Origin of the sequence: Rhizobium album, from assembly GCF_003122325.1 — a bacterium.
In the GTDB taxonomy this organism is placed as follows: domain Bacteria; phylum Pseudomonadota; class Alphaproteobacteria; order Rhizobiales; family Rhizobiaceae; genus Metarhizobium; species Metarhizobium album.
This window is the reverse complement of the sequence record NZ_QFBC01000023.1, coordinates 17,205-38,849: the sequence shown is the minus strand read 5'-3', so window position 1 is coordinate 38,849 and position 21,645 is coordinate 17,205. Positions and strand designations below refer to the sequence as shown.

Genomic DNA, 21,645 nt, shown 5'->3' with positions numbered 1-21,645 from the left:
TCAACGCCACACTGGCGTAGCCTTTTCTTTGCCTTGTGAAAGGTGAAGGACATGGAAACGGGATATATCACGACGCCCTTCGGGCGGCGGCCGATGACGCTCGCTCTGATAAAGCGTCAGGTGAAGACCGAGCAGGCCGTAACAATCCGCTCGGTAGATAAGTGGCGTGTGTTTCGTGACATAGGTGACGCCCGCTCGCGCCTTGGTCTGCAAGATCGAGCTTTGGCCGTCTTGAATGCTCTATTGTCATTCTTCCCTGCTGCAGAACTCGACGGCGAGAAGAACTTGATTGTTTTTCCGTCGAACGCCCAGCTTTCGGCGCGAGCAAATGGAATTGCTGGAACTACTTTGCGCAAATGCCTTGGCGCCCTTGTAGAGGCCGGTGTCATCATCAGGAAGGATAGCCCCAACGGGAAGCGCTATGCTCGAAAGGGCGACGAGGGCAACATCGAGGATGCATATGGATTCAGTCTCGCGCCGCTGCTTGCGCGCGCAAGCGAGTTCGCGGCTCTCGCCCAGGACGTAGCCGCCGAACAGCGCCGCTTCCGTGTCATGAAGGACCGCCTCACGATCGTCCGACGCGACGTCCGTAAGCTGATCACGGTAGGGATGGAAGAAAACCTGCCAGGTGATTGGGCCGCGGCAGAAGCATGTTTCGTCGAGATCGTGGGGAGATTCGCACGCCGCCCGACACTGCGGGACTTGATGACAAGCCTCGACGAGATGAGCCTACTGCACGAGGAAGTCACCAGAATGTTGGAAACGCAGGAAGAAATCACAAAAAGCGATGGCAATGACATCGCATACGGATGCCACATACAGAATTCAAATACCGAATCTCATAATGAATTTGAACCTCGCTTCGAAAAGAAGCAGGGCGAGAAGCCTGAGCCAAACAAACTAGCAGGGCGGAAAGACGAACCCGAAGTGTTCCCGCTATCGATGGTGCTGCGCGCTTGCCCGGAGATTGTGCCCTATGGGCCGGGTGGATCAATCGTAAGCTGGCGTGACATGATGTCGGCCGCCGTGACGGTTCGGTCCATGCTTGGTGTTAGCCCGTCGGCTTACGAGGAAGCATGCGAAGTCATGGGGCAGATGGGGTCGGCAATCGCAATTGCCTGCATTTTGGAGCGAACGGGCCATATCAACTCGGCCGGCGGATATCTCCGTGATTTGACAGCAAAGGCCCGGCGCGGCGAGTTTTCACTCGCACCTATGCTTTTCGCCGCCCTACGAGCCAGCGGTATGCCGTCACGCGTTTCGGCGTGACGGATCTTCGCGATTATGTGACTAACCGGCTGAAATATATGGTTAAAGTGAATTTTTTCGCAGAAGTTTCCGGCTGGCAACTTTTGAAGCGTGCTAATCTATTTGCCTTTCGGCCTCGTGTGAACTTGCGCGCCCTCGAGCAGCTTTCCGGTCGAAATATCGATCCGTTGGAAAAGGTGGTCGCGCCATTCGATGGTGCTATTCGAAATTGGCGCGTGGACGGGAAGGCCGTTCAAAAAAGCTTTGCTATCGCGCAAGATGCCAAACGTCTTCGCCACCCCCCTCGGGTAGAAGCCGGCCAACTGTGCGGCGCCGCCGGAAAGGCTGTCAGTGCCGCTTGAGATGGCGTCGCAGAACGACGAGAATATCTCCCTGCTATATGTGGCAGCCCAGAGACGTTCATGTGTCTTGGCTGCCGGCACACCCGAGCCAATACGCTCGATAATGCCAGTGCTAGTCGGTATCTCCAGAACGCGGTCGGTCCAAGCCTTTCCGGCTGCCGCATATTCGAGGCACCAGGCATGGACTGTTGCCCTGGGCTCGCCATCCCATCGGCTGAGGTGCAATATGTGGAAATCTCTGTCATCAGTATGATGGCGATGAGCATAGGAGTCCTTGAGAGATCTTTTGATGATCTCGTGGCGCTCCCAAGGAGTTGCGTCCGAATTGAACATGGTGTTCGCGTCGAACGCTTCGATGAGTTGGCTAAGCGCAAGCGCCGGGAAAACGACGTCGCCCGCGTAGCCTAGAATGTCGGGATAGGTCTTGCTTGCGAAAATCTTCCGGCCTGCGTCCCAGCGCTTCACACCTTGGCTGTCCCAGGTAATTCTGCTGTCGCTTGCCATATATGCTGCGGCAAACTTGTTATCGAAAGCGATCCAGGCGATCAGTGTGGTCACACGAAAACCATTCGGTTGTGCGGAGCAGCGACAATTGAATGCAGCAGTGCCCTGCATCGGGAAGGGGACCCAGCCGTGCCAGCCCGGCAAGCCGGGCCGGCACAGGTCACTACGACCGTCACGCCCCGCAGATGGTGGAGCGCCTGGGAGTTGCCTCGAGGTCGCCTTGGCTATAGCAGAGCGAACAGTTTCGGGAAAGTAAGCTGTTCCCCAGTCTCAACCGAAATCCTTATTGAGTTTTTAGGCGGAGACACCACGGTGCCCAAAGTCCGGCATGCTATGTGCATCGTCCATTGCTTGAGCATCCGCCGAACGCTGGGACCCAACCGAAAAGCTGCGCCGCGGCGATACGAGACCTTACCGCGAGGATCGATGCGTTGGAGCGTAGAATCTCCCTGGCCAGATGACCTTCCTGCCGTCAGGCTATAGCAGCTGCGCCGCTCGACCACTTCGACGTGTTTCGCTGTTGTAATAGCTTGACGCCTGCTGGACCGATCGATGCCGTGACTGTTCCATGGCTTCGGGAAGTGGAATACCTCTGTTTGCGGCCTCGGTCAGATAGCCTGACCGCAGCCCATGCGCGGAAAACTCCCCGGGCTCCAATCCGGCCATCTCCGCCCGCTGCTTGACGATCGCATTGACCGCTCCCGGCTCCAGCGCCCGCTTCGACACATTGCCCCAGCGATCGACCTTGCGAAACACGCTGCCACTTTCGATCTTCGCCGCGTCGATCCAGGCATTGAGCGCCTCGACAGGCCGACCGTTGAGATAGACGACTTCGTTCTGGTCGGCGCCAGATGTTTTGGTGCGGCCAAGATGAATGGCGCGAGAGGGGAGGGGAGGGCTGCCGTCGGTCTCGATCGGTGACTCGACGGTAATCTGTTCCACACGCAGTCCGGCAATCTCACTGCGCCGGCGGCCGCCCGAGGCAAAAGCGACCATCAGGATCGCCCGGTCTCGAATATCGCGCAGGCTGCGGGTGCTGCAGGTCGCCAGCATTTGAGCCAACACGTCGCCGGTCACCGCTTTGGCGCTCTTCCGCTTTCGTGGCCGCGGCGTGGCCCGGACGGCGAGGCGAATAGCGGACTTGAGGGCCGGGGAGGCGAAGGCGCCGGCGAGTCCTCGCCATTTCGTCAGCGTCGACCAGGATGCCAGCCGTCGGCGCACGGTGTCCGGCGCATGCGGCCCGGCGGTGCGCAAAAATCCCTGATCGCGGAGGTTTTGCGAAACGGCTTCCGGCATGCCGTGATCGGGATCGACGGCGCGCTTTTGCGGATCCCACAGGTGGTGGGCAACGAATTTCAAAAGCATCGCTTCTGGCGCAGGCCAGGGCAGCGACTTTCCGGTGGCGGCGAGAGACCAGGCCTGCAGGTAAGCAAGATCTGACGTCAGGGCGCGAAGCGTGTTTTCGCCCATGCCCTCGTTGACCAGATGCTTCAGGGTTTGGATATCCTGGTCGGTCAGCAGCTCGGCCAGTTCGTCACGCCGCTCCATCGGAAGGACGGCGGCAATCGTGTCGAGTTCTTCGGCGCGACGGTCGACCGGTGACTTTTGGCTTGAAGATGGCAAGCGTGGCTCCAAAAGGGTGCTTCGAGGCGGCGCTACGGCCGTCCATCGGCACGACTTTTTCTGATTTGCGGGCAGAAATCAATAAGCCTCGATAAGGGATACTTATCGGAGGTTAAAGCCTCTACTGGCAGTCATACCATGTGACGAACGTCAACATTCAGATAGAGTTCTTTTAACAAATCATTTACCATGATTTCAATGCGTTACGATCTGGCCAAGTTACCCATCCAGACCCTGCTGCGGCCGATATCGGACGCAGGCATCGCATTGGCGCGTCTCGACGAGCGCATCGCCCGTTCGCCGGTCGGAGAGGGGTGGGTAGAGAGGATGCATTTCGCCGACGCCTGTGCCTCACTCTGGATCGACGGCGAACTGGTGCATCTCGAGGACCTTGTTCTGCACGACGCTACGCGTGACATTCGCACTCCCACCCACGAGCTCACCATCGCCCGCGACGTGCTCCGGACCCGCCGTCGGATCGCCGCTCAGCCGCCCGGGTGGGCGCTGTCGGCCGAGGGTATTCGGACGTTGCGGAAAGCCGGGGAGATCACGTCGACCGGCGCGCGCGAGACCGAGACTGCCGGCGTCATCAGACCAGCGACCCTGATTGGTCGCGAGGGGGAGGGGGACGATAACGGCGACGCCAAAGATATCCCCGGTGTCGATTATACAGCCATCGATGCGCTGCTGGCCCGATCCGAGGCAGCAATCGAGCAAGCTAGGAGGCCCGGCCGTGCTCCGGCCGATCCGCTGATCTATGATCTCGACTGGGACGAGGACGAGAGGCTCGAGGAATGGTGCAGCGTTTTGCGCCAGGCCCAAAACCTGCCGGCAATGCTGCAGGCGATTGTCGCCCTTGATGCCTGGAACGAGATAGCAGTCCTTCAGCATGCGCCCTGGCTCGGGCGGCTGCTAGCCGCCTCGCTTCTGCGCGCCGGTGGTGTCACCACCGGCGGACATCTCGCGTCGATCAATCTGGGACTAAAAGCCATCCCCGTCGATCGGCGCCGGCATCGTGATCGGGAGACGCGGTTGCTGGTCATTGCGAGGGCGTTGACGATTGCCGCCGAGACGGGGCTGAAGGAGCATGACCGATTGGTGCTGGCGCGGCAGATGATGATGCGCAAATTGGAGGGGCGGCGGACGTCGTCCAGGCTGCCGGAGCTCGTCGAGCTCGTCATGGCGCGGCCGCTGATCTCGGCTGGCATGGTGGCGAAGACGCTTGGGGTGACGCCGCAAGGAGCGCGGCGGATCGTGCAGGAACTGGGGTTGAGGGAGATGACGGGCAGGGGAAGGTTTCGGGCGTGGGGCGTAATCTGAGAACATCAAGACGATGTTGAGTATGATGGCAGGCGGTCTGGAGTGCCCCAAGCGCTGACCTGGCGGCACGGCAACTTCTTATGCCGCAACCGCGTCCACCAGGTACGTGAGTAGGTCGGGATCGACCGTTGTAGGTTCGCCGGCCGCCCTGCGAAGTTCGACTGCGAGTAGCCTGTCTTTCTCGAACGAAGGACTTAGTTCTAGCTTTAAATAGTCGAACAACGTCCGCTCATGAACCGCGATAATCACCTTTGTTCCATGAGCGCGCGAAATTGTTCGCAACAGCGCGGCAAACTGCGCAACGTGAACTTCGTCCATATTCTGAACCGGATCATCAAGTACAAGCCACGGAATTCTCGTACCAACGGAAAAATGGAGTGCGAGAAACAGCGTCAATGCCGCCGTGTTCAAATTTCCGGCGCTCAACATCGATCCCGGCGTTCCACCCTTCTTGCCATTCCGATGCACGGTTTCGAGTTTGGCGAAATCCTTAGAATCCGAGCCGGGTATCTTGAAGGCGGGAACAAATGGCTCGGTAGGGGCAAGACGAACAAAAAGATCCCGCCAGAGCGTGTTCAGCGACTCGTTGAAAACGCGTCTGACGATCATGGTTCTAGCTTCTTGCGCGGTATCGGCGATGGTCTTCGCTTGTCCTTTCAACGTCTCAAGTTCGGCCACCGCTCCCGCCAAGACCGCGCGCGTCGCTCGGGCCTTTTCAAGGTTTTCTGCGATCTTTTTTCGACGCTCGTCAATCGAGGTAATCGCAAGAGCCGACTGTATGGCGGTTCCGCGGTGAGTTTGAAGAGAAGTTGCCCGTTCGACATCATCCTCAGCCTGGGCAATTAGCGCCGAGGCTATAACGTCAAAGGGTTCTCGGGCGAGATCGGTCCGTGCCATTTCCCCGGCCATGCGAATTGCAGCGTTCAGAAGCTCGGATGCCCCACGATCCCTTTCGCGAAAACTTGCCAGTCGGTCCTTGAGTTTAGCCTCGCCGGCGAGAAGAGCAGTCCCGTCTATTGCCGCTTGCCACAGCCTGGCCAATGTGACCTTGCCTTCAGCGACGTCGGCCTGGGCGTTTATCGAATTCAATCGTAACTCGTCGGAAATCCGTGTGGCGGTCTGAGAAGCGAGTTCGCGCCGAAGCTGGGCAAGGCGGCTTATCGATGCGGTCTTTTCCGACGCGAGGGCGGTTAAGCGGCTTGCATCGTCAGTTAGCTTCGCGATGCTTTTTTGTACACGAAGCGACAGACGTTCATCCGGTGACACCTGCGAAAAATCCCGCCCACACACAGGGCAATCGTCAGTATGAATATGAGGTAGAAGCGTTGCAAGGGCACTCGCGAACTGACCGGCGTCCTGCGCAAGTTTTGAAATCTCAGCGTCGACGAGTAGCCCGCGCGCTTCTTCCTTCGCGATGCTGTCGTTGAGTTCCAATTCCTTCTTCTTTGCCGCTTCGTCGTTTTCCAGCAGCGTCTCAATACGGGTTATTTCGTTTGCGATCCGCCTCTCAGCTTGCTCAGCGGCGGTCATCGGGTCGGTCGAGGACCAGGAGGGCAAGTCCGGAAAATGGACGCGTAGAGAGGCGACCAGCTCCTCCAATTCGGCGCCCGTCGTCGTTCGCCACTGGTTGGCAGCTTCTCGCGCCACTTGTTCGTCCGCTTCCACTTGGGTGCGCTCTTCAGATCCTGAATCGCTTGGCAGCTTCGACCAGGCACTTGTGAGCGACCGGAGATCGTTCAGACGACGGGTTGCTTCCACGGCAACGCCTTCGGTGCCCAAGTTGCCAAGCAGAGCGTTGAGGCTTTCGAGGTCAAACCCATTTGAGGGGTCATTGGGTAACAGTGCATTCAATGCGGCTAGAACCTTTCCAAGCTCTTCGGCGCGAGTTTTATCTTGGTTCGCAAGTTCGGCCCTAAGCAGCACTATTTCCTGATCTGTTCGCTCGATCCGACTTTCAAAAGCTCGATATTCCGGCACAAGATTTTTTGTCCGAGCTTTATGTCCTGCGTCGTGAAGACCGTCGATTAGTGCATCGAGCTGGCTCAGCCCGAGCAGGTCTTTCACAAATTGAGTAAGGGCGCTCTCGCCGTCCTCGACTTTCGATTTCTGATAGATGTCGAGGAGGCGCCCGAGCATTGATTGCGCAAGATAGCAGCGCTCGCTGAAAAATTTGCCATCGCCGCCGTCAAGGTACGGTGTGCCGGCAATGCGGCCGTTCTCGATCACAAAGCTGCCACGATCATCCACGGGACCTAGAGGTCCTTCTATAACGACCTTGGCGCGTTGAGCCCCTTCGTGAACCACATGCCGTGCAAAATTCGCATCGTCTTCTCTCATCGCCTTGACGTTGCCAGTTAGAGCGAGCTCGAGGGCCGATAGGACACTGGTCTTCCCGGTTCCGTTGGGACCATGGATCAGGATGATAGGTGCATCGAGTGGAACTCGAATTGTTCCTGAGATGCTTCGGAAGTCAGTGATGGACAGGCGATGGACATCGTCGAGGCTGTTCATTGATCGCCCTCACCGGATTTAAGTTTTTTTTCGGCTGTTTCGAATGGCGTCGTTAGCCGCCGCTTCAACTCCAACTTGACAGCGGCGGCTCCGCGTGGAGACGCGTCAATAACCGACTTTCTTAGCTGAGGATCAGTAGACGCGGGCAGGAGCTGGATCATTTCCCCGAGCGGATCGGCGGCTATTCCTGTCTGCGGAGCTATTGGCAATGGCAACAGTACGGAAAGCCAATCGCGGAGCAGCTCGTCGTCCTTCGTACCAGTCGGAGTGCCGACCGGTAGAACGCGGCAGACCTTCGAGATTGACTCGAGGGCGCTTTCGGCTGGCCGCGGACCGGTGAGGATTGCGGTAACCGGTCGTCGGGAACCAACCACATCCAGAGCCCGCCCGAGACCGCCAATTTTTTGACGTGTGCGCTGAATATCCTCAGCAATCGTATCGATAACGATTACCAGGTCCGGATTCTTGTCCTGCCCGATCAGAACAGCGGAGAATTCGAAAGGGACGTTTCCGATCTTCAGCGGAGCGGACACCCGCCGAAATGCTTTGGAGCTTTCGAGGATCGCGACGATCTGCTCAACGGGTGCCTGCGTAATGGGTGTCATAGCGTCGCCTCTTCCTTGAGCCTCGCCAATACCTCGCCGCTACTCGTGGCATTGACTATAATCTCTTTGAAGCTGAACTCGCGATAGCTGTTGTCCGCGTCACCCCGCCCAAACCGTGACGACGGGTTCGTCTGTCGCCGAGCGACGGGGGCGGAACAAACGGCAACGATGGTGTCGCTATCGGCTTCGTTTATGACGCCTTCGCCGATAAGCTTCGACAGCGTTTCATTGTTCGAGATGACGAACATTTTCTGTTGGTTCCCGGTCGCGCCGGAAATTGAGAAGCTGCCCATGTTCGCATCGCCGGTGACGGGTGTGATCCGCCATCCGTCCACATCTGTCGCAAGCCCAGCGATCCCGAGGAATACTCCCAGTTCCGGCATGCTCGACATCTGGACATAGGGATCGTTGGCCATTTGCCCAATAGGCAATACCCCAACCGGGCCATAGATCCCTTTCGCAAGACCGCCGATCTCCCCGCGAAAAATCGAAAGGCTTCGTGTGATTCCGCCGACAAACGCGTCCATGAACGCTCGCTTGTCGTCGCTGGTGTCTCCAGCCTGGGCCGCAACGAGATTTCGCGCCGCGATTACTCCTTCAATGATCTTCGTCCGTTCTTCCGCGGACATGTTCGGCGCATCTACGAGCTCAATCAACTTGGCAAATTTCTGACCCAGCACACTTAGAACCAAGGCCGTCAGGAGTGGTTTTCCGTAAGCAGGAATTTTTGCTGCTTTTTCGATTTCGAGCTGGCGATCGTCATAATCGTCCTGATAGACGCTCTTAAGCATCGTCCCCTGTTCGGCGCCGAGCTCATCGCCTGCAAACACATAAGCGGGTGGATGCGAAGGCCAGGCGCGCTTCAGCATAGCGCGGCCGACCGAAAATATGTCCTTAATGTTAGAATCCTGGGCCGAAAGGCCAATCATCAGAGTACGGTGCGTGACGCTAAGTCCTTCCAGCTGATTTTTCATAAGGGCGAACTTTGGATCATTCGGCCAGTCCGTAATTTGCTGGTCCCGACCTACAATGTACTCTCGGTACTGCGCTTCATGGCGCTTGGCCTGGACGGCGCAGCCGTGAAATTTGTGAAGTAGAGCTCGTCCGCCCGCGCCTGCGATATCTTCCGCTCTCACCAGCACGTTAACCAGCGTTTCATTGCCATCGGACAGGGTTGCCACCGCTTTTTCTACCAGGCCGTCCCAGTTGGCCGATGCGACTTTCGGAAACACGCCCTCCAGAACCAATACCGCAACGGCTGTATGTTCACAGTCCGGCTCGAGCTGATCATCGGCGTAAGTTCCCCGGACGTCGATGATATCCCAAACAAGGTGGTCCGATGGCTGTCCCTGTATTCGTGTGTCGAGGAGTAGTGCGTATTTGCCGACGAGGCGCTCGACAATGATGTCTATATTCGCCCAAGTCGCCGGATCTGCCTCCTGATCAACCGCAGCTTTCTCGCCATGGGTCAAAGCGAGGCCTAGCGCTTTGTCCAGTGCCCGTTTGTATGTTCCGTCGCCGATTTCAGCTCTTGCATTGACTGACAGGTAGTCGAGCACGCGTCTCGCGACCACGCGTAGGTCAGCCACTCTTTCCCTCGAAATCCCCGACCCCAACCAAAGGGCATATTCGGCTTTCGCAACGCCGGCCGCGACTTCCAGAAACTCTTCGTCGAATAGTTTCAAGGTCTCCAACACGGAGATATTTGTCGCTGTAATCTTCTTTGGAATTTCCAAGATTTGCGCCCCCACGCGAAGCACTATAAGCTCAATTCATGCTAAAATTGCAAGCAAAGGATGTTGCCGTGTAGGGCCTTTTTTCGTGCCTTGCCTCTCGTCTCACTGGATGCTTTCAGCGGTTTTGGTTGGTGGCTGAGAAACGGGTGCCATGAATTCGGTCAAATGTTGCGCCCATCGGTTACGTCGGTCTGGAGAGCATCGCCGATTCCCTCCGCACTAATGCTCGAGCTGGCGTGCGTATGAATCCTGGATGGGTCAAGATCTTCCGAAACATATACGTGATGGCGTGTTGCTTTGTTGAATCCGCTCAAACGCGACGCGGCATTACTGCTGCATCAATCCGGCGATGCATGAGCGAGACCATCGAGAGCAGGTCCTCGGCATCATCCTTCGACATTTGCCAGTGAACTCTCGGCGCATGCGCCGTGGTATTGCGAAACATGCTGAAAGTGCCCTTCAAGAGGTTGGAGAAGCCTCGCTGCTCACTCTTTTCGTTTTCGCTCACCAGCGCATTTATCGCCAGCATGGGGCAGGCGCCGCTGAAGGCGCGATCGATAAGGCTTGCCCCGTCATCGGTCAGGCCGGTTCGCTGCCGTATCTTATCCGCGACGCTTTTCACGGCCTCGAGGACCGCATGGAAATAGTTGTCCGCGAGCAGCTCCTCGCGACAGAAGCGGAGTACATCCGGATGGACGCCTCGGGTAGTCAGATCGTCCCGAAGCTCCTGCGCTCGGCGCGTAGCTTGAGACAACGTCTCGACGGCAGCGGCCGACACCAACGCGCCGGAGGCTTCAACTGCCAAGCCGGCGAATGCCAGGGCGCGATTGAGGTTTTGACGCATGGGTTCAAAACGCCCCTGCTCACGGGCAAAGCGTTCAGGCTTCATCGCTTTGCGTATGAAAGCAATGATATGCGTGCGGTCCTTGCGGGAATTCTGGTCGTGAACGAAGGCATTGTAGAGCCTGTGGCGCTTGGTCATCTGGGGATCGGTATCAGTGATCTTGACGGTTGCCAGAAGATGGCCGATTTCGGAACCGGTCAGTCCATCGCCGGTGTCTCCCAATGCATCGGCGATCGCTTGCAACTGCGATTGCGTGAAGGTCGCCATTGTCACCCTGCACTTTTCCAAATTGCGTGCTGCCGGCGGAGGTCCGACTCGATCGCGGTCAGTTGCGCTTGATAGTCGAAGCCTTTCAGCGACCTTTCGGCAACTTCGGCGGCTAGGATCACCAGCCGCCATGCTGCGTAATCGTGGAAAGGGTTCAAGCCGATCATGTTGCCAAGCGAAAGGTCGCTGGGTTCTGCGCTGGCAAGCAGTCTCGCGAATTTGGCAATAGCAGTGTTCATCTCCCATTCGGAGGTGAACAGCATCAGGGCGCACAACGCCAGGAGAGGGATAGGGGCGCCCTGAAAACGATAGTAATCAGGACTGGTTTTTCCGAAGCTAATTCCACTATTTTTCGCGACAAATGCGCACAACGTGAGGGTGTCTTCATAGTAGGGTTGTAGCGCTGCAGTGTTAAAAACCTCCTGACCAAAGTGCTTTGCCGCCATCAGGCCCGCCCTCTTCCATTCCGCATCTTGATGGACAACGGTTTTCGCCAATTCTACAAGGGCCAAGTTCTCCTCCGTGAACTGGAACTTTGCAGCCGCCTGCCAGTCAAATGCAGGCATCTCTGCTTGCGCCGGGTGAAACGTCCAGCGCCGGTAGCTTGGATGACGTTGCAGCGAACGCGCCCAAGCAAGTGCCTCCGGCGTCGCCCGGACCTTGAAGCGGCTCTCAGATTTCATGTCGAAGAACCACTGTCGCATCGCACGGATGGTGGCTTGGTTAAACAGGCCTGTTTCAATGCCTTTGCACACGAGCAGGCGGACCGCTCTCGTTTCGGCGCTCTTCTCAGAACCGAAATTCAGGAGACTGTCTGTTTGTCGTGCCTCGCCGGTGTCGTTGCCGTAAAACTCACAGAATGGGTGATGACCATCGCCGCCCTGATGATCAACGAAACGAAAATGCGCTTGGCGAAGGACGGCCTGGCTGCCGCGAGCCTTGCTGGGCCGCACGACTTGCGCCCCGGTTTTTCCGCAGGATGAACAGCGGATGTCTGTCCGAATCCAGCCTGCCCATTGCGATAGATCCGCGACCGTTGCCTGATCGTCCCCGGGTCGATCGCCGCTCAGAAGCCATCCAAGCTGCTCCACGTCCAGCTCGCGTGAGTAATGTGCCGAAAATGCTGTCGTTGGCATCTTGTCTCCAGGAAAAAACGGCCGCAGTCCATTTCAGAAATACGAGACTCTTGGCCGGTTCGACCGAATTCCATACATTGAACACCGAGCTATCGGGACATGTTCGGAATATACGACACCGATTCTCTGCTAGATTCTTCGCGCGACCGCACAGCTTCGACAAAGTATCCACAGCTTTAGGTGCAATCCGATCTAAAAACTTGTTTGCAAGTGCATTCAAGTTGCAAAGCCCGATCTTTGGCGCTTGACCGAGACCGATGGGTCATTCTGAACTTCCGTGCATGACCTATGACTTCGCGAATCTACATCATGCTGATTTCGAAGAACTTGCCCGCGCTCTCGCAGGGCGCGCGCTCGGCGTGCGCTTCGAGGCTTTTCCCGCTGGCCCGGATGACGGCATCGATGGACGACACACAACCGCAGACGGCGACATCGTACTTCAGGCCAAGCACTATGGTCGGTCGTCGTTTTCGGCCCTGAAGTCGACGATGAAGCGCGAACGGGCGTCAATCGACACTCTCAAACCCAACCGATACCTGCTGGTCACCTCAACGCCGCTGACACCCGCCAACAAACGTGCCCTTCAGGAAATAATCGGTCCTTCTCTGTTGTCGCCGGGAGACATCTTCGGCCCTGACGATCTAAATTCGCTTCTGCGAGCATACCCGGATATCGAGAAGGCACATCCCAAGCTTTGGATGGGCTCGACCGCTGTGATGGAGAGCGTTCTAACCTCCGTGATAGAAAAGTCGGGCTTGCGTTCCGAGCAGCCCCCGGAATCGCTTTCAACGCTCTTACCGGCGCCAAAGCAGGCGGAAGGGGAGGCGGCCTCACCTGAGGAGATCCCGCGGGACACAATCTTCATAATCAAGTCATCTCCCCGAGACGACGAGTTCACCATATGGCTCGCACCGAAACTTCAAGCAGAGGGCTACCGCGTATTCGCTGATATTCTAACATTGCAGCCCGGCGATCGCTGGCGCCGGCAAATCAATATCGCGCTGCAACATCGGGCGGTAAAAGTCCTCGTTTGCTGTTGCAACGAAACTTTGGAAGACGAGAATGTCCAGGAGGATATTGCGATTGCTGCGGAGGTGGCCGAATTCGTTGATGATGCGCGGTTCCTGATCCCTCTTCGCTTGGAGCCCTACCGCAAGATTAAAGGCATCGGCGACGCCCTGGCCGTCGACTTTGTACGCGGCTGGGCTGAAGGTTTGCTGTCGTTGCTCGACACCCTAAAACGTCAAAAGGTGCCGCGCGACCCGGGCCGCGTCACTATTGACCCGAACTGGCAGGTCTTTCGACGTCGCGGATCAGTTGCCCTGGTGGACGAACCCGAGCGCCTGACATCCAATTGGCTCCGGATTACGGAGATTCCTGGTGCAATTCTCTATTATGAGGCATCTGGGGCGGTCGATAGGTCTCGGCTGCAAAAGGCGCTTGATGCTTTCGCATTTCCGGCAGCGTTGATGGGCCAGGGTTTTGTAACCTTCGCGCAGCCTGACGAGATTGAAGACGCATTTGCGTTGGCAGGCAAGTTCACTGTGAAAGAGGAGATCGAGCTCACGAGCTTCATCGAATCCGGGCATCAGAAGTTAAAGGTCGAGAAACAGGTTGCCGCCAATCTGATCCACACAATGTTCAAGAAGGCATGGATCGCGCACTGCAGAAAGCTTGGCTTCATCGAGTACCAATATTCCAATGCCGCGGGGTTCCATGTGTCGCCTGATCAAGCGCAGATAGGTCAACGCATACCTTGGGGACAACAGGGTGAGCGGCGTTCCTCGATGCTGCGCAATGTTGCAAAGGGACATGTCTGGCAGTTCGGCGTCACGGCTATTCCGGCGTTCTGGCCCTTCTTTCACTTCAAGCTGAAGTCCCGAGTCCTGTTTGCCAAGGACAACAAGACGCCAGCCGGTGTCGCGATCGAAGACGCCAAGAAGCAGCATCGTCTTCGGAGGACGATCTGTAAGGGGTGGCGAAACAAGCAGTGGTACGGCCGAATGCTCGCCTTTCTCGAAATCTTGTCGGGTGACTCCGCCTTCATTCGATTGCCGTTGTCTCCAACAGCGTCCCTCGTCCTTGAGGCAAGCCCGCTCCTGTTCACCAGCCCGGTAAGCACGGCTTTGCCCGATATCCTTGACGCCGACGCTGAAGAGACGGATCTGTCAACGCTTGGCCGGCCCGAGGCCGATGAGGTTGACGATGAAGCTGCCTGAGAAATCACTTGTCGTCGAACATTTCAATGAGCCGCAGCTTGAGTTTGCAGGAATGCAGACCAGTCCGCATCCGAAGGACGGTCTGTTCCTTTACGGGCCACATGCGAAGGCGCGAAAGCCCCGTGAGATAAATCTCGGCGTAGTCGGCACGCCCGACGGCATCTCACATTTCCGAGACTGGGGATTCAGGCTGCATCGCCAGGTTTCCGTTCCCCCACCGGGAAAAGGCGAAAAAGCCGACCGTTTGCACCTTGCAAACTTTCCTGGCCTCGAAGAGATCTTTGGAATTTCGTTTGATCCGGACGGGTGCAGCGCCCTCTCGATACCGCTTCCTGACATTGAGCACGCGACACGGCTACAGAATTTGAATGAAGCCGTCGACAAGGTCGCACGCCTCTATATTGACCGCGTCAAAAAGCATCTCAAAAATGAGGAGCGATCCATCGACGTCTGGGTTCTCGTTCTTCCCGAGATCGTATATGATCGCTGCCGCCCAGGTTCAAAGCGATCAGGGCTCGTCCTCGAGAAAGGGGACTTCAGCAGAAAGCAGAAGGGGAAGGCGACCCTGCCTTTGTTGGCCTCGGTCATTGATCTTCAAGGCGAGGAGATCTTCGACGATGTTCCCGACTTTCACCGCCGGATCAAGGCAGAATTTCTCAAGATCGCGCCAACACAGCTACTGCGCGAGACAACCCTGGCTCCCGAGAAATTTCTGAACACCGCCGGCTATCCTGTTCGAAAAACCCAGGATGCGGCGACAGTCGCATGGAATATCGGGACGGGGCTTTATTACAAAACGCAGCCCAAGCCGCCATGGCGTCTCGCACAAGTTCGGCCCGGTGTCTGTTACATTGGCATGGTCTACAAGAATTTGCCAAGCGACCCAGATGGACACGCCTGTTGTGCCGCGCAGATGTTCCTCAGTGAGGGCGATGGCGTCGTCTTTCGCGGCGCCAATGGCCCGTGGAAGACAGGTGATTATGAGTATCACCTAAAGCGCGACGCAGCAAAAAACCTGCTAAATCTCGTCCTCAGCTCTTACATCGAGGCCCACAAGTCGCCGCCTCGCGAGCTATTCATCCACGGCCAGACCTATTTTAACGACGAAGAGTGGAGCGCGTTTGTCGAGGCCGCTCCAACTGAAACGAATATCGTTGGCGTCAGAATCCGAACGACCGGCGGCGAGACCAAGTTGTTCCGCGACGGTGACTATCCAGTCATCCGCGGTACGGCACTCCTGCTCGATGACAAGACGGCCTATCTTTGGACTACCGGCTATGTTGCCGAGCTCGACACTTACATCGGGCCTGAGACACCGAACCCGCTTCACATCACGGTAATGCGATCAAAAGCAACAAGGCCTGATATCCGCACCGTTCTCTCCGATATCATGGGATTGACGAAGATCAACTACAATTGCTGCAATTTTAACGACGGCTTACCGGTCACGGTCCGGTTCGCGAAGATGGTGGGCGACGTACTCACCATGGGATCTGCAAAAGGTGAAGAAAAGCAGCCTTTCAAATTCTATGTCTGAGGTCGAAGATGGCAGCAGCACCTGAAGATGATGAGAAACCGGTGGTCGATCAACTGCCGGATCGGATCTATAAATATAGGTCGTTCAGCAATCGCACGATCGAGATGCTTGTCGAAGATCAACTCTATTACGCTGATCCCAGCACGTTCAACGATCCTCTCGATACTCGCCCGACGCTCAAGGCAGACGTCGATGCTGTCGCGTTGCAAGAGATGCTCAGGACCTTTGTCGAGCGTCGAACGACGGCAGAGTTAGAGGCTGCGGCAAAGACGATCCGCTATCGGGGCCGAAAAACGGTGGAGCATATTCTGAGGCTCGGCCGACAACAGGCAGAGAAGATGTTGCAGGAAGTCGCTTACAACGCGACCAATCCCGATTACGAAATGGAGGATCCCGACGTCTTCCTTCTTACGAGTTATGTGGAGCGAGAGCTCCTTCGGCAATACAACAAGGGCATCGTTTCTCTGAGCGAGAGATGGCAATCTCCGGTGATGTGGAGCCATTATGGTGATCAGCATCGTGGTTTATGCATCGGTTATTCGGTCCCGGGCGACGTTGGTAATAGCCTTCGCAAAGTAAATTACGGCGGCTCGCGCCTTGTCCAGGCGAGCGCAGTTGCCGCGATGCTTCGCGACGACGCGGGCGCTCAACGCCTGGTGGATGATCTGGTTCTGTTGCAGAAGGCTCCGGATTGGAACTACGAGTGCGAATGGCGTCTTATCGGACGCCGCGGCTCGCAGAATTCGCCGCTGGAAATGGAGGATATAACCTTCGGGATGCGATGCGATCTCGCCGTCAAATATGCGATTGTGAGGGCGCTTGAGGGCAGGCAGCGACCTATAGCGTTCTATGAAATGCATGAGGTTGAAGGGACATTTGATCTGAGGCGGCGAGTTTTGGACGTCGCCGAGCTTGGTGTCAGTCTTCCGAGGCGGGCACGCCATTACCTTGAAGTGTTTGATCAGATCCAGGACATTGAGCCGCCACCTTATAATGCGACAGGTGCCTAGTAACGACGCACACAAGAGGCTTACACTCCAATTTGACAGGGTCTCCGGTTCGGTTCCCCTCAACTGCAGCCGAACAGATAGGTGCAGGACAGCTTGCATAAAGCCGGCGCAAAAGCCTTCACTTAGTCAGTCGAACCGAAGCGCGGCGCTTCCTCGCTTCTTCGTGCATATTTACCGGCGTAGCGGCAAGAACACGATTGATCAACGAGGTTAGAAAGCGCGCGGGGGAGAGATCATCAGGGGTTCTCTCCTCCAGGATTGATACCTTGGGCAAGGCCTTAACTATGCTCTCGATCGTGCTTTCCGGAAGTTCTACAGCCTCATCCTCGGTCGCATCACTTATCGGCTGTGGCCCCGGCTCCAGTATGCCGGGGCTGGGCTCTTCCTTGTCGGCCTCTACCGGTGCCTGATCGCTGGAATAGTCCATCAGCACCAGACAGGTAGCGTGATACGCATCGTCCTCCCGGCCCAGCTTGGACAGAAGGTCGAACAGCCACTCTGCGGTCTTAGGTTCTTTTTCCAGGATGTCTGAGCGGAGCCCGAACAAGAAACCCAAAGCCGCAAGCGGATGGCGCAGGCGAAGGTTCTTGGCGTCGCCGTACGATTCTTCTATGCGGTTAGGCGCATTCTTTCCGTACGACGAGTCCATTCGCTTCGTCGATATCAGCAATTCCGGGCCCGTTACCCAGTCGGTGATGATGACATCAACTTGCTTCAGATAGTTTTTGCCCAGAATTGACGCCGAGGACGACGTGACGCTCGGAATCGACGTGTTCGATGTCAGATGCGATTGAGCCTTGGCTCGAATTGACGAGGGGAGTGATTTGACAAAGGCGGCCACAGGGGCGGGAAGAACGCGCGGGTTTGAAGGTCTGGGCCACACTTGGTCTGTACCAAATCCAGCCCTGCGAAGCTCGTAGCTGAGCCAAACATCCAGGGCCAGGGCCGGCACACCTGTTTGCGTCCCCACTTTCAGGTGGAGAGGGACACCGAGCAGCAGCGCCAGGGTTTCATAGTCTGGACGGAACTGCGGCTGGCCGTCCGGTCCCAGAGCCCAAGGGTTGGTGTGTTCTCCGCCGGGGGCGGCGGCCTCAACGATGTAATCGAAGATTTCCCACGCTTCAGTTTTCGAACTCGGTTTAGCGGCCACTTGCTGACCTCACAGTGCGGCGGTTCGCCAGTTCTGCACGTGCATTTCGGACAGCTGCCAACTGAGCCGCGGTGATGTCAGTGTCTGCAAAAAGTACTCGGTCAACTATTTGCACGGCATCAAGCAGCCCTCCCTTTTCAAGAAGTTTTGCAACGCTTCGCTTGACCTCACGAAGCCTTTCGGCACGAGAGGCGACCAAAGTTGGCGAAGGCATCGCCCATATGTCCGCCTCCCTCGGCTCGATCTTGAGGATCCCGCCTCCATAAGCGCGGCCAACCATTTCGGCGTGCAGCAACGTAACGGAGTTTAAGCTGGCCAGCGGAAGCAGTTGTTTGCCAAGGAGCTTATATTTCTCATCGAGATAGACGCCGTGGATAGAGTTGAGGTGATGGGCTTTGGCGGCATTCTCGGTGATGCGGGGTGTATCCGCATTCATGCAGGTAAGAAAAAGGTCAGCCGGAGCAATTAGGGGCACGCGGTACCACGTTTTGCGAACCCGACACTTATAGGCAGTGTCCACCCCCGTCCGATGCCCATCTGCAATGTACGCAGCAGCTGCCGGCGACGGCGGGTCGCTTGGATAGAAGAGGTGGATGGCACTTCCGCCTTGCCCGAGCTTTTCGAGGTCTGCATTCGAAAGTGAAAGACCTCTCAAATGAGAGCTGCCGGGCGGGGAGACACTAAGAAGCTCTTCAGGACCCAGCTTAAGCTCAGCAACGCGCTCAGGAGAAAGGGTAAAGTATCTGTTGTTGCCGGTCACCATTCCGAGCGTGGTATCGCCCCAGGTCTCCAGATTCGCAAAGAGGCCTTCTTCCATTAGAGTCCGCAGCTGATGGACGACAGCGGCATCGATGAGACTGCTCGTCCATTTGGCAGCGGGATCCGCAGGCGTCCAGCTCTGGCCAGGACCGAGATTGGCAAGTGTCTCGGCGTTCTTCGTCTGACGAATAGTTCCGTGGGAGGTAGGACCCTCAAGATATCCGTCGGCAAGAAGAAGCACCACATCTGCTTCGGCTTCAGGAAAAACTTGTTCGTCAAACAGCACAAGTTGGACATCCCTGAACCGACTGAACAGGAACTTGCGCACCGGGGCGGCATAGTTCACCGAAAGCAATTCAGCGGGGAGAACGAAACCTAAGCGACCGCCAGGCTGAAGGAAGGAAGTCGAGTGCACAGTGAAGGCTGCCCAACTCGACGCGAGCCCGGTGAGGGACACCCCTTCACGAATGGCGACCTCGCGAGCACGGGCTCGCGCCTCTCCGGTGAAATCCTGATACCTGATGAAGGGTGGATTCCCGATCACCGCATTGAAAGATCGGTTGGGGTTAACGGCGAAGAAGTCCGAAAGCTGAATGTTGGCAGTGCCCCCGACATCAGCGACCCGCTGGCGCGCCACGTTTGCGCTATGGGCATGTATTTCTACGCCATGGACGAGGGGCAAAGACTTGCTATGGGGGGCGAGTTCGCGGAGGCGCTCGACCGCAGATACTAGGAACGCAGCATCGCCAGCAGCCGGTTCGAGCACCCGATCGCCGGGTGCGCGAAGCGCCCAACTGGCAATGAAACGCGTGATCGCCGCAGGTGTGAAGAAGGCTCCCCTCTCTTTGCGGAGAATGGGCGTATCAGTAGGATCGCGGTGAGATACAAGCTTCACGTCTGGCTCCCGACTCGGACCACTTTTGGGCCGCTTTGCGTCGGTAACCTATCCTACAGTGATTAATGTCTGTCTACTCTTTGTTCTCCTTTCTGAACGGCTGATCCACCACGAAAGGTAGTTGCCGTACGGCGGCGGCAAGATTGGATGGGCATCCTACAACGGTAGCATCCACGCCCCACTCCGGATTTTCGGGAATTGCGGGGCATGGGAGTGAGCCTGCCTTCGTCTCCCCCAGCGAAGGCGAACTGATCTTCTGAAGAAGGCGACCAACCTTCTCGATCGATCCAATCGAGGAGGTTGGCCCGAAACGATCACGCGTCGCTATTCGAAGGGATGGGGTACTGCGCATACGCGTCGAGCAACATCTGCAGGTATTCGGTGGTGCTTGAGGTCTGCTCACCCAAGGCTGGCCAATGAAAAGGTATCTTCGACCACATGGTCTCCAATTCAATTTCGATACCGAGCTGTGCTGCAACCTTGATCGCCTGAGTTGGCTCCTTATGATCCGGCCACAAATCCTCTTCCAGCGAGATCCAAACGTCGTTGTCTTCATCGACGGTGATTTCGGCCAAGAGCGCCCCCAGTCGTTCGCTTATGTTCGTCGCGTCATCTAAGAGTGCGCTTCTCATGAGAAGAATGATGTTACGTTCGTTCAACTCAAGTTTTGGACGGTCGTCGACCACGTGGAATTCAGGTTTGCGAGTGTCCGATTTCGCTTTAGCGCCGATCGGCGGGAGCGACTTGCCTTCATCTTCGCACCAGAACGCAGTGTCGAAAATGTCGACTGGGGAAGCGCCGCATGCGGGGCAATGCCACAGATTTTGTGCGATCTGATCGCCCGTGATCTTCCCATTGCAGTGCAAGCAAAACCAGGTGTCGGAGTCGCGATCCCACAGTGGATGGCGAGATCGACCCTTTCCATCGGGCTTCGTCGATCTCCTTGGCCAGTCGGTCGAGATTTTGCCGCGGACTTGCGCCATCCGATGATTGGCCAGGCTCAGTGCTTCTTCGAGGAAGTCCGGATCGAACACAGGGGACTGGTCGTCTACTTCGGCACTCGTTCGCACCGTGGCGCGCGCACTCGGATCCTCCGGAACCGTGATGCTCCAGCCCTCTCCTGCGATGATGACGTCATCTAGGGCCACTTGCAGGCGATAGGCGTGGCCCCTTATCCGGCCTTGTTCTGCTTGTTCGAGATACTCCCAGCGACGCGCACTGGCATCGGCACTTCCCGTCGTGAAATCGGCAGGTGAAACGTGGTTCGCGACCACCGCTTCGATGCTCGCCACCTGCTCGGAGCTTGGGATCCACCCACTCTTGATGGCGGTGACCAGTTGTGTCCAGTTCGCAAAGCCGAGGTGAATGGCAATGAAGTTAAGCGCTTCATGTTGCGCTACCCTAGTGGCTCGGGCGTGACGTTTTGCAAGAAGCTTTAGGTGGTTAGTTTCTGCTGCTTCGGTCATATTCAGTTCCTGAATTGATCCGACCATGTGCCCGCTAATGGCCAGACCGTGCCTGTTGGCACAGTGTGACAATTCAGAGATGAAACGCTGACATAGCTTTGCGTGGCGGGCACACCGGCCTGCGTGTAAGGCCACCTCATGTATGACAAGCGGCCCGCCTTCGGTCAAGTGAAGACCGTGGCTGACCAGCCAGTGAGACACCTTTCTAACGCCGTCAGCGTTTACTTGGACCAATCGAAGGCCCTAAGGCCTTTCGCATTTCAGTGCCAAGAACGTGTCGGTAACTGGAATGACAGAATGACCGTTTGGCTTCGTGACTTCTGGGTGCCGGTGCATCTCGCATTGGCAATCGAACGCGCGGGCGAATTAAAGCTGCCCTTCGGCAATCTCGCGAAACGTGTGCAATCGCCTGAGGTACTCGCGAGCCGTTAAGGGAACCTCAAGTCTGCCTAG

The 21,645-nt window shown here is 56.9% G+C and carries 16 protein-coding genes; 6 read left to right on the top strand and 10 right to left on the bottom strand.

What is annotated here, in order from left to right; genetic code table 11:
- Window positions 1–51 precede the first annotated feature (51 nt).
- Window positions 52–1,269 carry a plasmid replication protein RepC gene (gene repC, locus DEM27_RS30200; protein WP_109461969.1) on the top strand — a complete coding sequence of 406 codons (1,218 nt, stop codon included), beginning with the start codon at window positions 52–54 and terminating at the stop codon, window positions 1,267–1,269.
- 98 nt (window positions 1,270–1,367) lie between these two features.
- Here the strand turns inward: repC and DEM27_RS30195 are convergent, their stop codons facing one another.
- Window positions 1,368–2,168, bottom strand: a complete 801-nt coding sequence (locus tag DEM27_RS30195) for a hypothetical protein (RefSeq protein WP_109461968.1) — start codon at window positions 2,166–2,168, stop codon at window positions 1,368–1,370.
- Window positions 2,169–2,591: 423 nt separating this feature from the next.
- A complete protein-coding gene (locus tag DEM27_RS30190) occupies window positions 2,592–3,737 on the bottom strand; it encodes a site-specific integrase (RefSeq protein WP_420028869.1) in 1,146 nt (381 codons plus the stop codon).
- A 189-nt stretch (window positions 3,738–3,926) separates the two neighbouring features.
- On the opposite strand from DEM27_RS30190, the gene DEM27_RS30185 reads away from it, so the two are divergent.
- Complete coding sequence (locus DEM27_RS30185; protein WP_165823688.1) at window positions 3,927–5,057, top strand: RHE_PE00001 family protein; 1,131 nt, start codon at window positions 3,927–3,929, stop codon at window positions 5,055–5,057.
- 78 nt (window positions 5,058–5,135) lie between these two features.
- Here DEM27_RS30185 and DEM27_RS30180 read toward each other — a convergent pair whose 3' ends face one another.
- The 5 genes from DEM27_RS30180 to DEM27_RS30160 form a co-directional block, all read right to left on the bottom strand.
- A complete protein-coding gene (locus DEM27_RS30180; RefSeq protein ID WP_109461967.1) occupies window positions 5,136–7,568 on the bottom strand; it encodes an AAA family ATPase in 2,433 nt (810 codons plus the stop codon).
- Window positions 7,565–8,173, bottom strand: a complete 609-nt coding sequence (locus DEM27_RS30175; RefSeq protein ID WP_109461966.1) for a hypothetical protein — start codon at window positions 8,171–8,173, stop codon at window positions 7,565–7,567. The genes DEM27_RS30180 and DEM27_RS30175 overlap by 4 nt, the downstream gene beginning before the upstream one ends.
- Window positions 8,170–9,909: an SIR2 family protein gene (locus tag DEM27_RS30170; RefSeq protein ID WP_165823687.1), complete on the bottom strand. Its 1,740-nt coding sequence runs from the start codon at window positions 9,907–9,909 to the stop codon at window positions 8,170–8,172. The genes DEM27_RS30175 and DEM27_RS30170 overlap by 4 nt, the downstream gene beginning before the upstream one ends.
- A gap of 310 nt (window positions 9,910–10,219) precedes the next feature.
- Window positions 10,220–11,020 (bottom strand): TIGR02391 family protein, encoded by an 801-nt coding sequence (locus DEM27_RS30165; protein WP_109461964.1) that lies wholly within the window; start codon window positions 11,018–11,020, stop codon window positions 10,220–10,222.
- A 2-nt stretch (window positions 11,021–11,022) separates the two neighbouring features.
- Window positions 11,023–12,156, bottom strand: a complete 1,134-nt coding sequence (locus DEM27_RS30160) for a hypothetical protein (RefSeq protein ID WP_109461963.1) — start codon at window positions 12,154–12,156, stop codon at window positions 11,023–11,025.
- A gap of 281 nt (window positions 12,157–12,437) precedes the next feature.
- Here DEM27_RS30160 and DEM27_RS30155 point away from each other — a divergent pair, with 281 nt between their 5' ends.
- The 3 genes from DEM27_RS30155 to DEM27_RS30145 are packed head-to-tail and all read left to right on the top strand — an operon-like array spanning window position 12,438 to window position 16,922.
- Complete coding sequence (locus DEM27_RS30155) at window positions 12,438–14,375, top strand: TIR domain-containing protein (protein ID WP_109461962.1); 1,938 nt, start codon at window positions 12,438–12,440, stop codon at window positions 14,373–14,375.
- Window positions 14,362–15,912: an argonaute/piwi family protein gene (locus tag DEM27_RS30150; protein WP_109461961.1), complete on the top strand. Its 1,551-nt coding sequence runs from the start codon at window positions 14,362–14,364 to the stop codon at window positions 15,910–15,912. Before DEM27_RS30155 ends, DEM27_RS30150 begins: the two co-directional genes overlap by 14 nt.
- Window positions 15,913–15,920: 8 nt before the next feature.
- Window positions 15,921–16,922: a DUF2971 domain-containing protein gene (locus DEM27_RS30145; RefSeq protein WP_109461960.1), complete on the top strand. Its 1,002-nt coding sequence runs from the start codon at window positions 15,921–15,923 to the stop codon at window positions 16,920–16,922.
- A gap of 118 nt (window positions 16,923–17,040) precedes the next feature.
- On the opposite strand, the gene DEM27_RS30140 is transcribed toward DEM27_RS30145, so the two are convergent.
- The 3 genes from DEM27_RS30140 to DEM27_RS34805 form a co-directional block, all read right to left on the bottom strand.
- Window positions 17,041–18,072 (bottom strand): hypothetical protein, encoded by a 1,032-nt coding sequence (locus DEM27_RS30140; RefSeq protein ID WP_109461959.1) that lies wholly within the window; start codon window positions 18,070–18,072, stop codon window positions 17,041–17,043.
- Window positions 18,062–19,726 (bottom strand): HsdM family class I SAM-dependent methyltransferase, encoded by a 1,665-nt coding sequence (locus tag DEM27_RS30135; RefSeq protein WP_109461958.1) that lies wholly within the window; start codon window positions 19,724–19,726, stop codon window positions 18,062–18,064. Before DEM27_RS30135 ends, DEM27_RS30140 begins: the two co-directional genes overlap by 11 nt.
- Before the next feature lie 314 nt (window positions 19,727–20,040).
- On the bottom strand, window positions 20,041–21,192 hold the full coding sequence (locus DEM27_RS34805) for a P-loop NTPase family protein (protein WP_245446228.1): 1,152 nt from the start codon (window positions 21,190–21,192) through the stop codon (window positions 20,041–20,043).
- Between the two features lie 297 nt (window positions 21,193–21,489).
- Here DEM27_RS34805 and DEM27_RS35015 point away from each other — a divergent pair, with 297 nt between their 5' ends.
- The gene (locus DEM27_RS35015) at window positions 21,490–21,624 is read left to right on the top strand and encodes a hypothetical protein (protein WP_280954543.1); all 135 of its coding nucleotides are present in this window, start codon (window positions 21,490–21,492) and stop codon (window positions 21,622–21,624) included.
- The last annotated feature ends 21 nt before the right edge of the window (window positions 21,625–21,645 follow it).

Excerpts from the sequence above, each read along its gene's own strand:
- repC (WP_109461969.1), top strand. The coding sequence starts at position 52 with ATGGAAACGGGATATATCACGACGCCCTTCGGGCGGCGGCCGATGACG.
- DEM27_RS30185 (WP_165823688.1), top strand. The coding sequence starts at position 3,927 with ATGATTTCAATGCGTTACGATCTGGCCAAGTTACCCATCCAGACCCTG.
- DEM27_RS30180 (WP_109461967.1), bottom strand. The coding sequence starts at position 7,568 with ATGAACAGCCTCGACGATGTCCATCGCCTGTCCATCACTGACTTCCGA.
- DEM27_RS30175 (WP_109461966.1), bottom strand. The coding sequence starts at position 8,173 with ATGACACCCATTACGCAGGCACCCGTTGAGCAGATCGTCGCGATCCTC.
- DEM27_RS30165 (WP_109461964.1), bottom strand. The coding sequence starts at position 11,020 with ATGGCGACCTTCACGCAATCGCAGTTGCAAGCGATCGCCGATGCATTG.
- DEM27_RS30160 (WP_109461963.1), bottom strand. The coding sequence starts at position 12,156 with ATGCCAACGACAGCATTTTCGGCACATTACTCACGCGAGCTGGACGTG.
- DEM27_RS30155 (WP_109461962.1), top strand. The coding sequence starts at position 12,438 with ATGACCTATGACTTCGCGAATCTACATCATGCTGATTTCGAAGAACTT.
- DEM27_RS30150 (WP_109461961.1), top strand. The coding sequence starts at position 14,362 with ATGAAGCTGCCTGAGAAATCACTTGTCGTCGAACATTTCAATGAGCCG.
- DEM27_RS30145 (WP_109461960.1), top strand. The coding sequence starts at position 15,921 with ATGGCAGCAGCACCTGAAGATGATGAGAAACCGGTGGTCGATCAACTG.
- DEM27_RS34805 (WP_245446228.1), bottom strand. The coding sequence starts at position 21,192 with ATGACCGAAGCAGCAGAAACTAACCACCTAAAGCTTCTTGCAAAACGT.
- DEM27_RS35015 (WP_280954543.1), top strand. The coding sequence starts at position 21,490 with ATGACCGTTTGGCTTCGTGACTTCTGGGTGCCGGTGCATCTCGCATTG.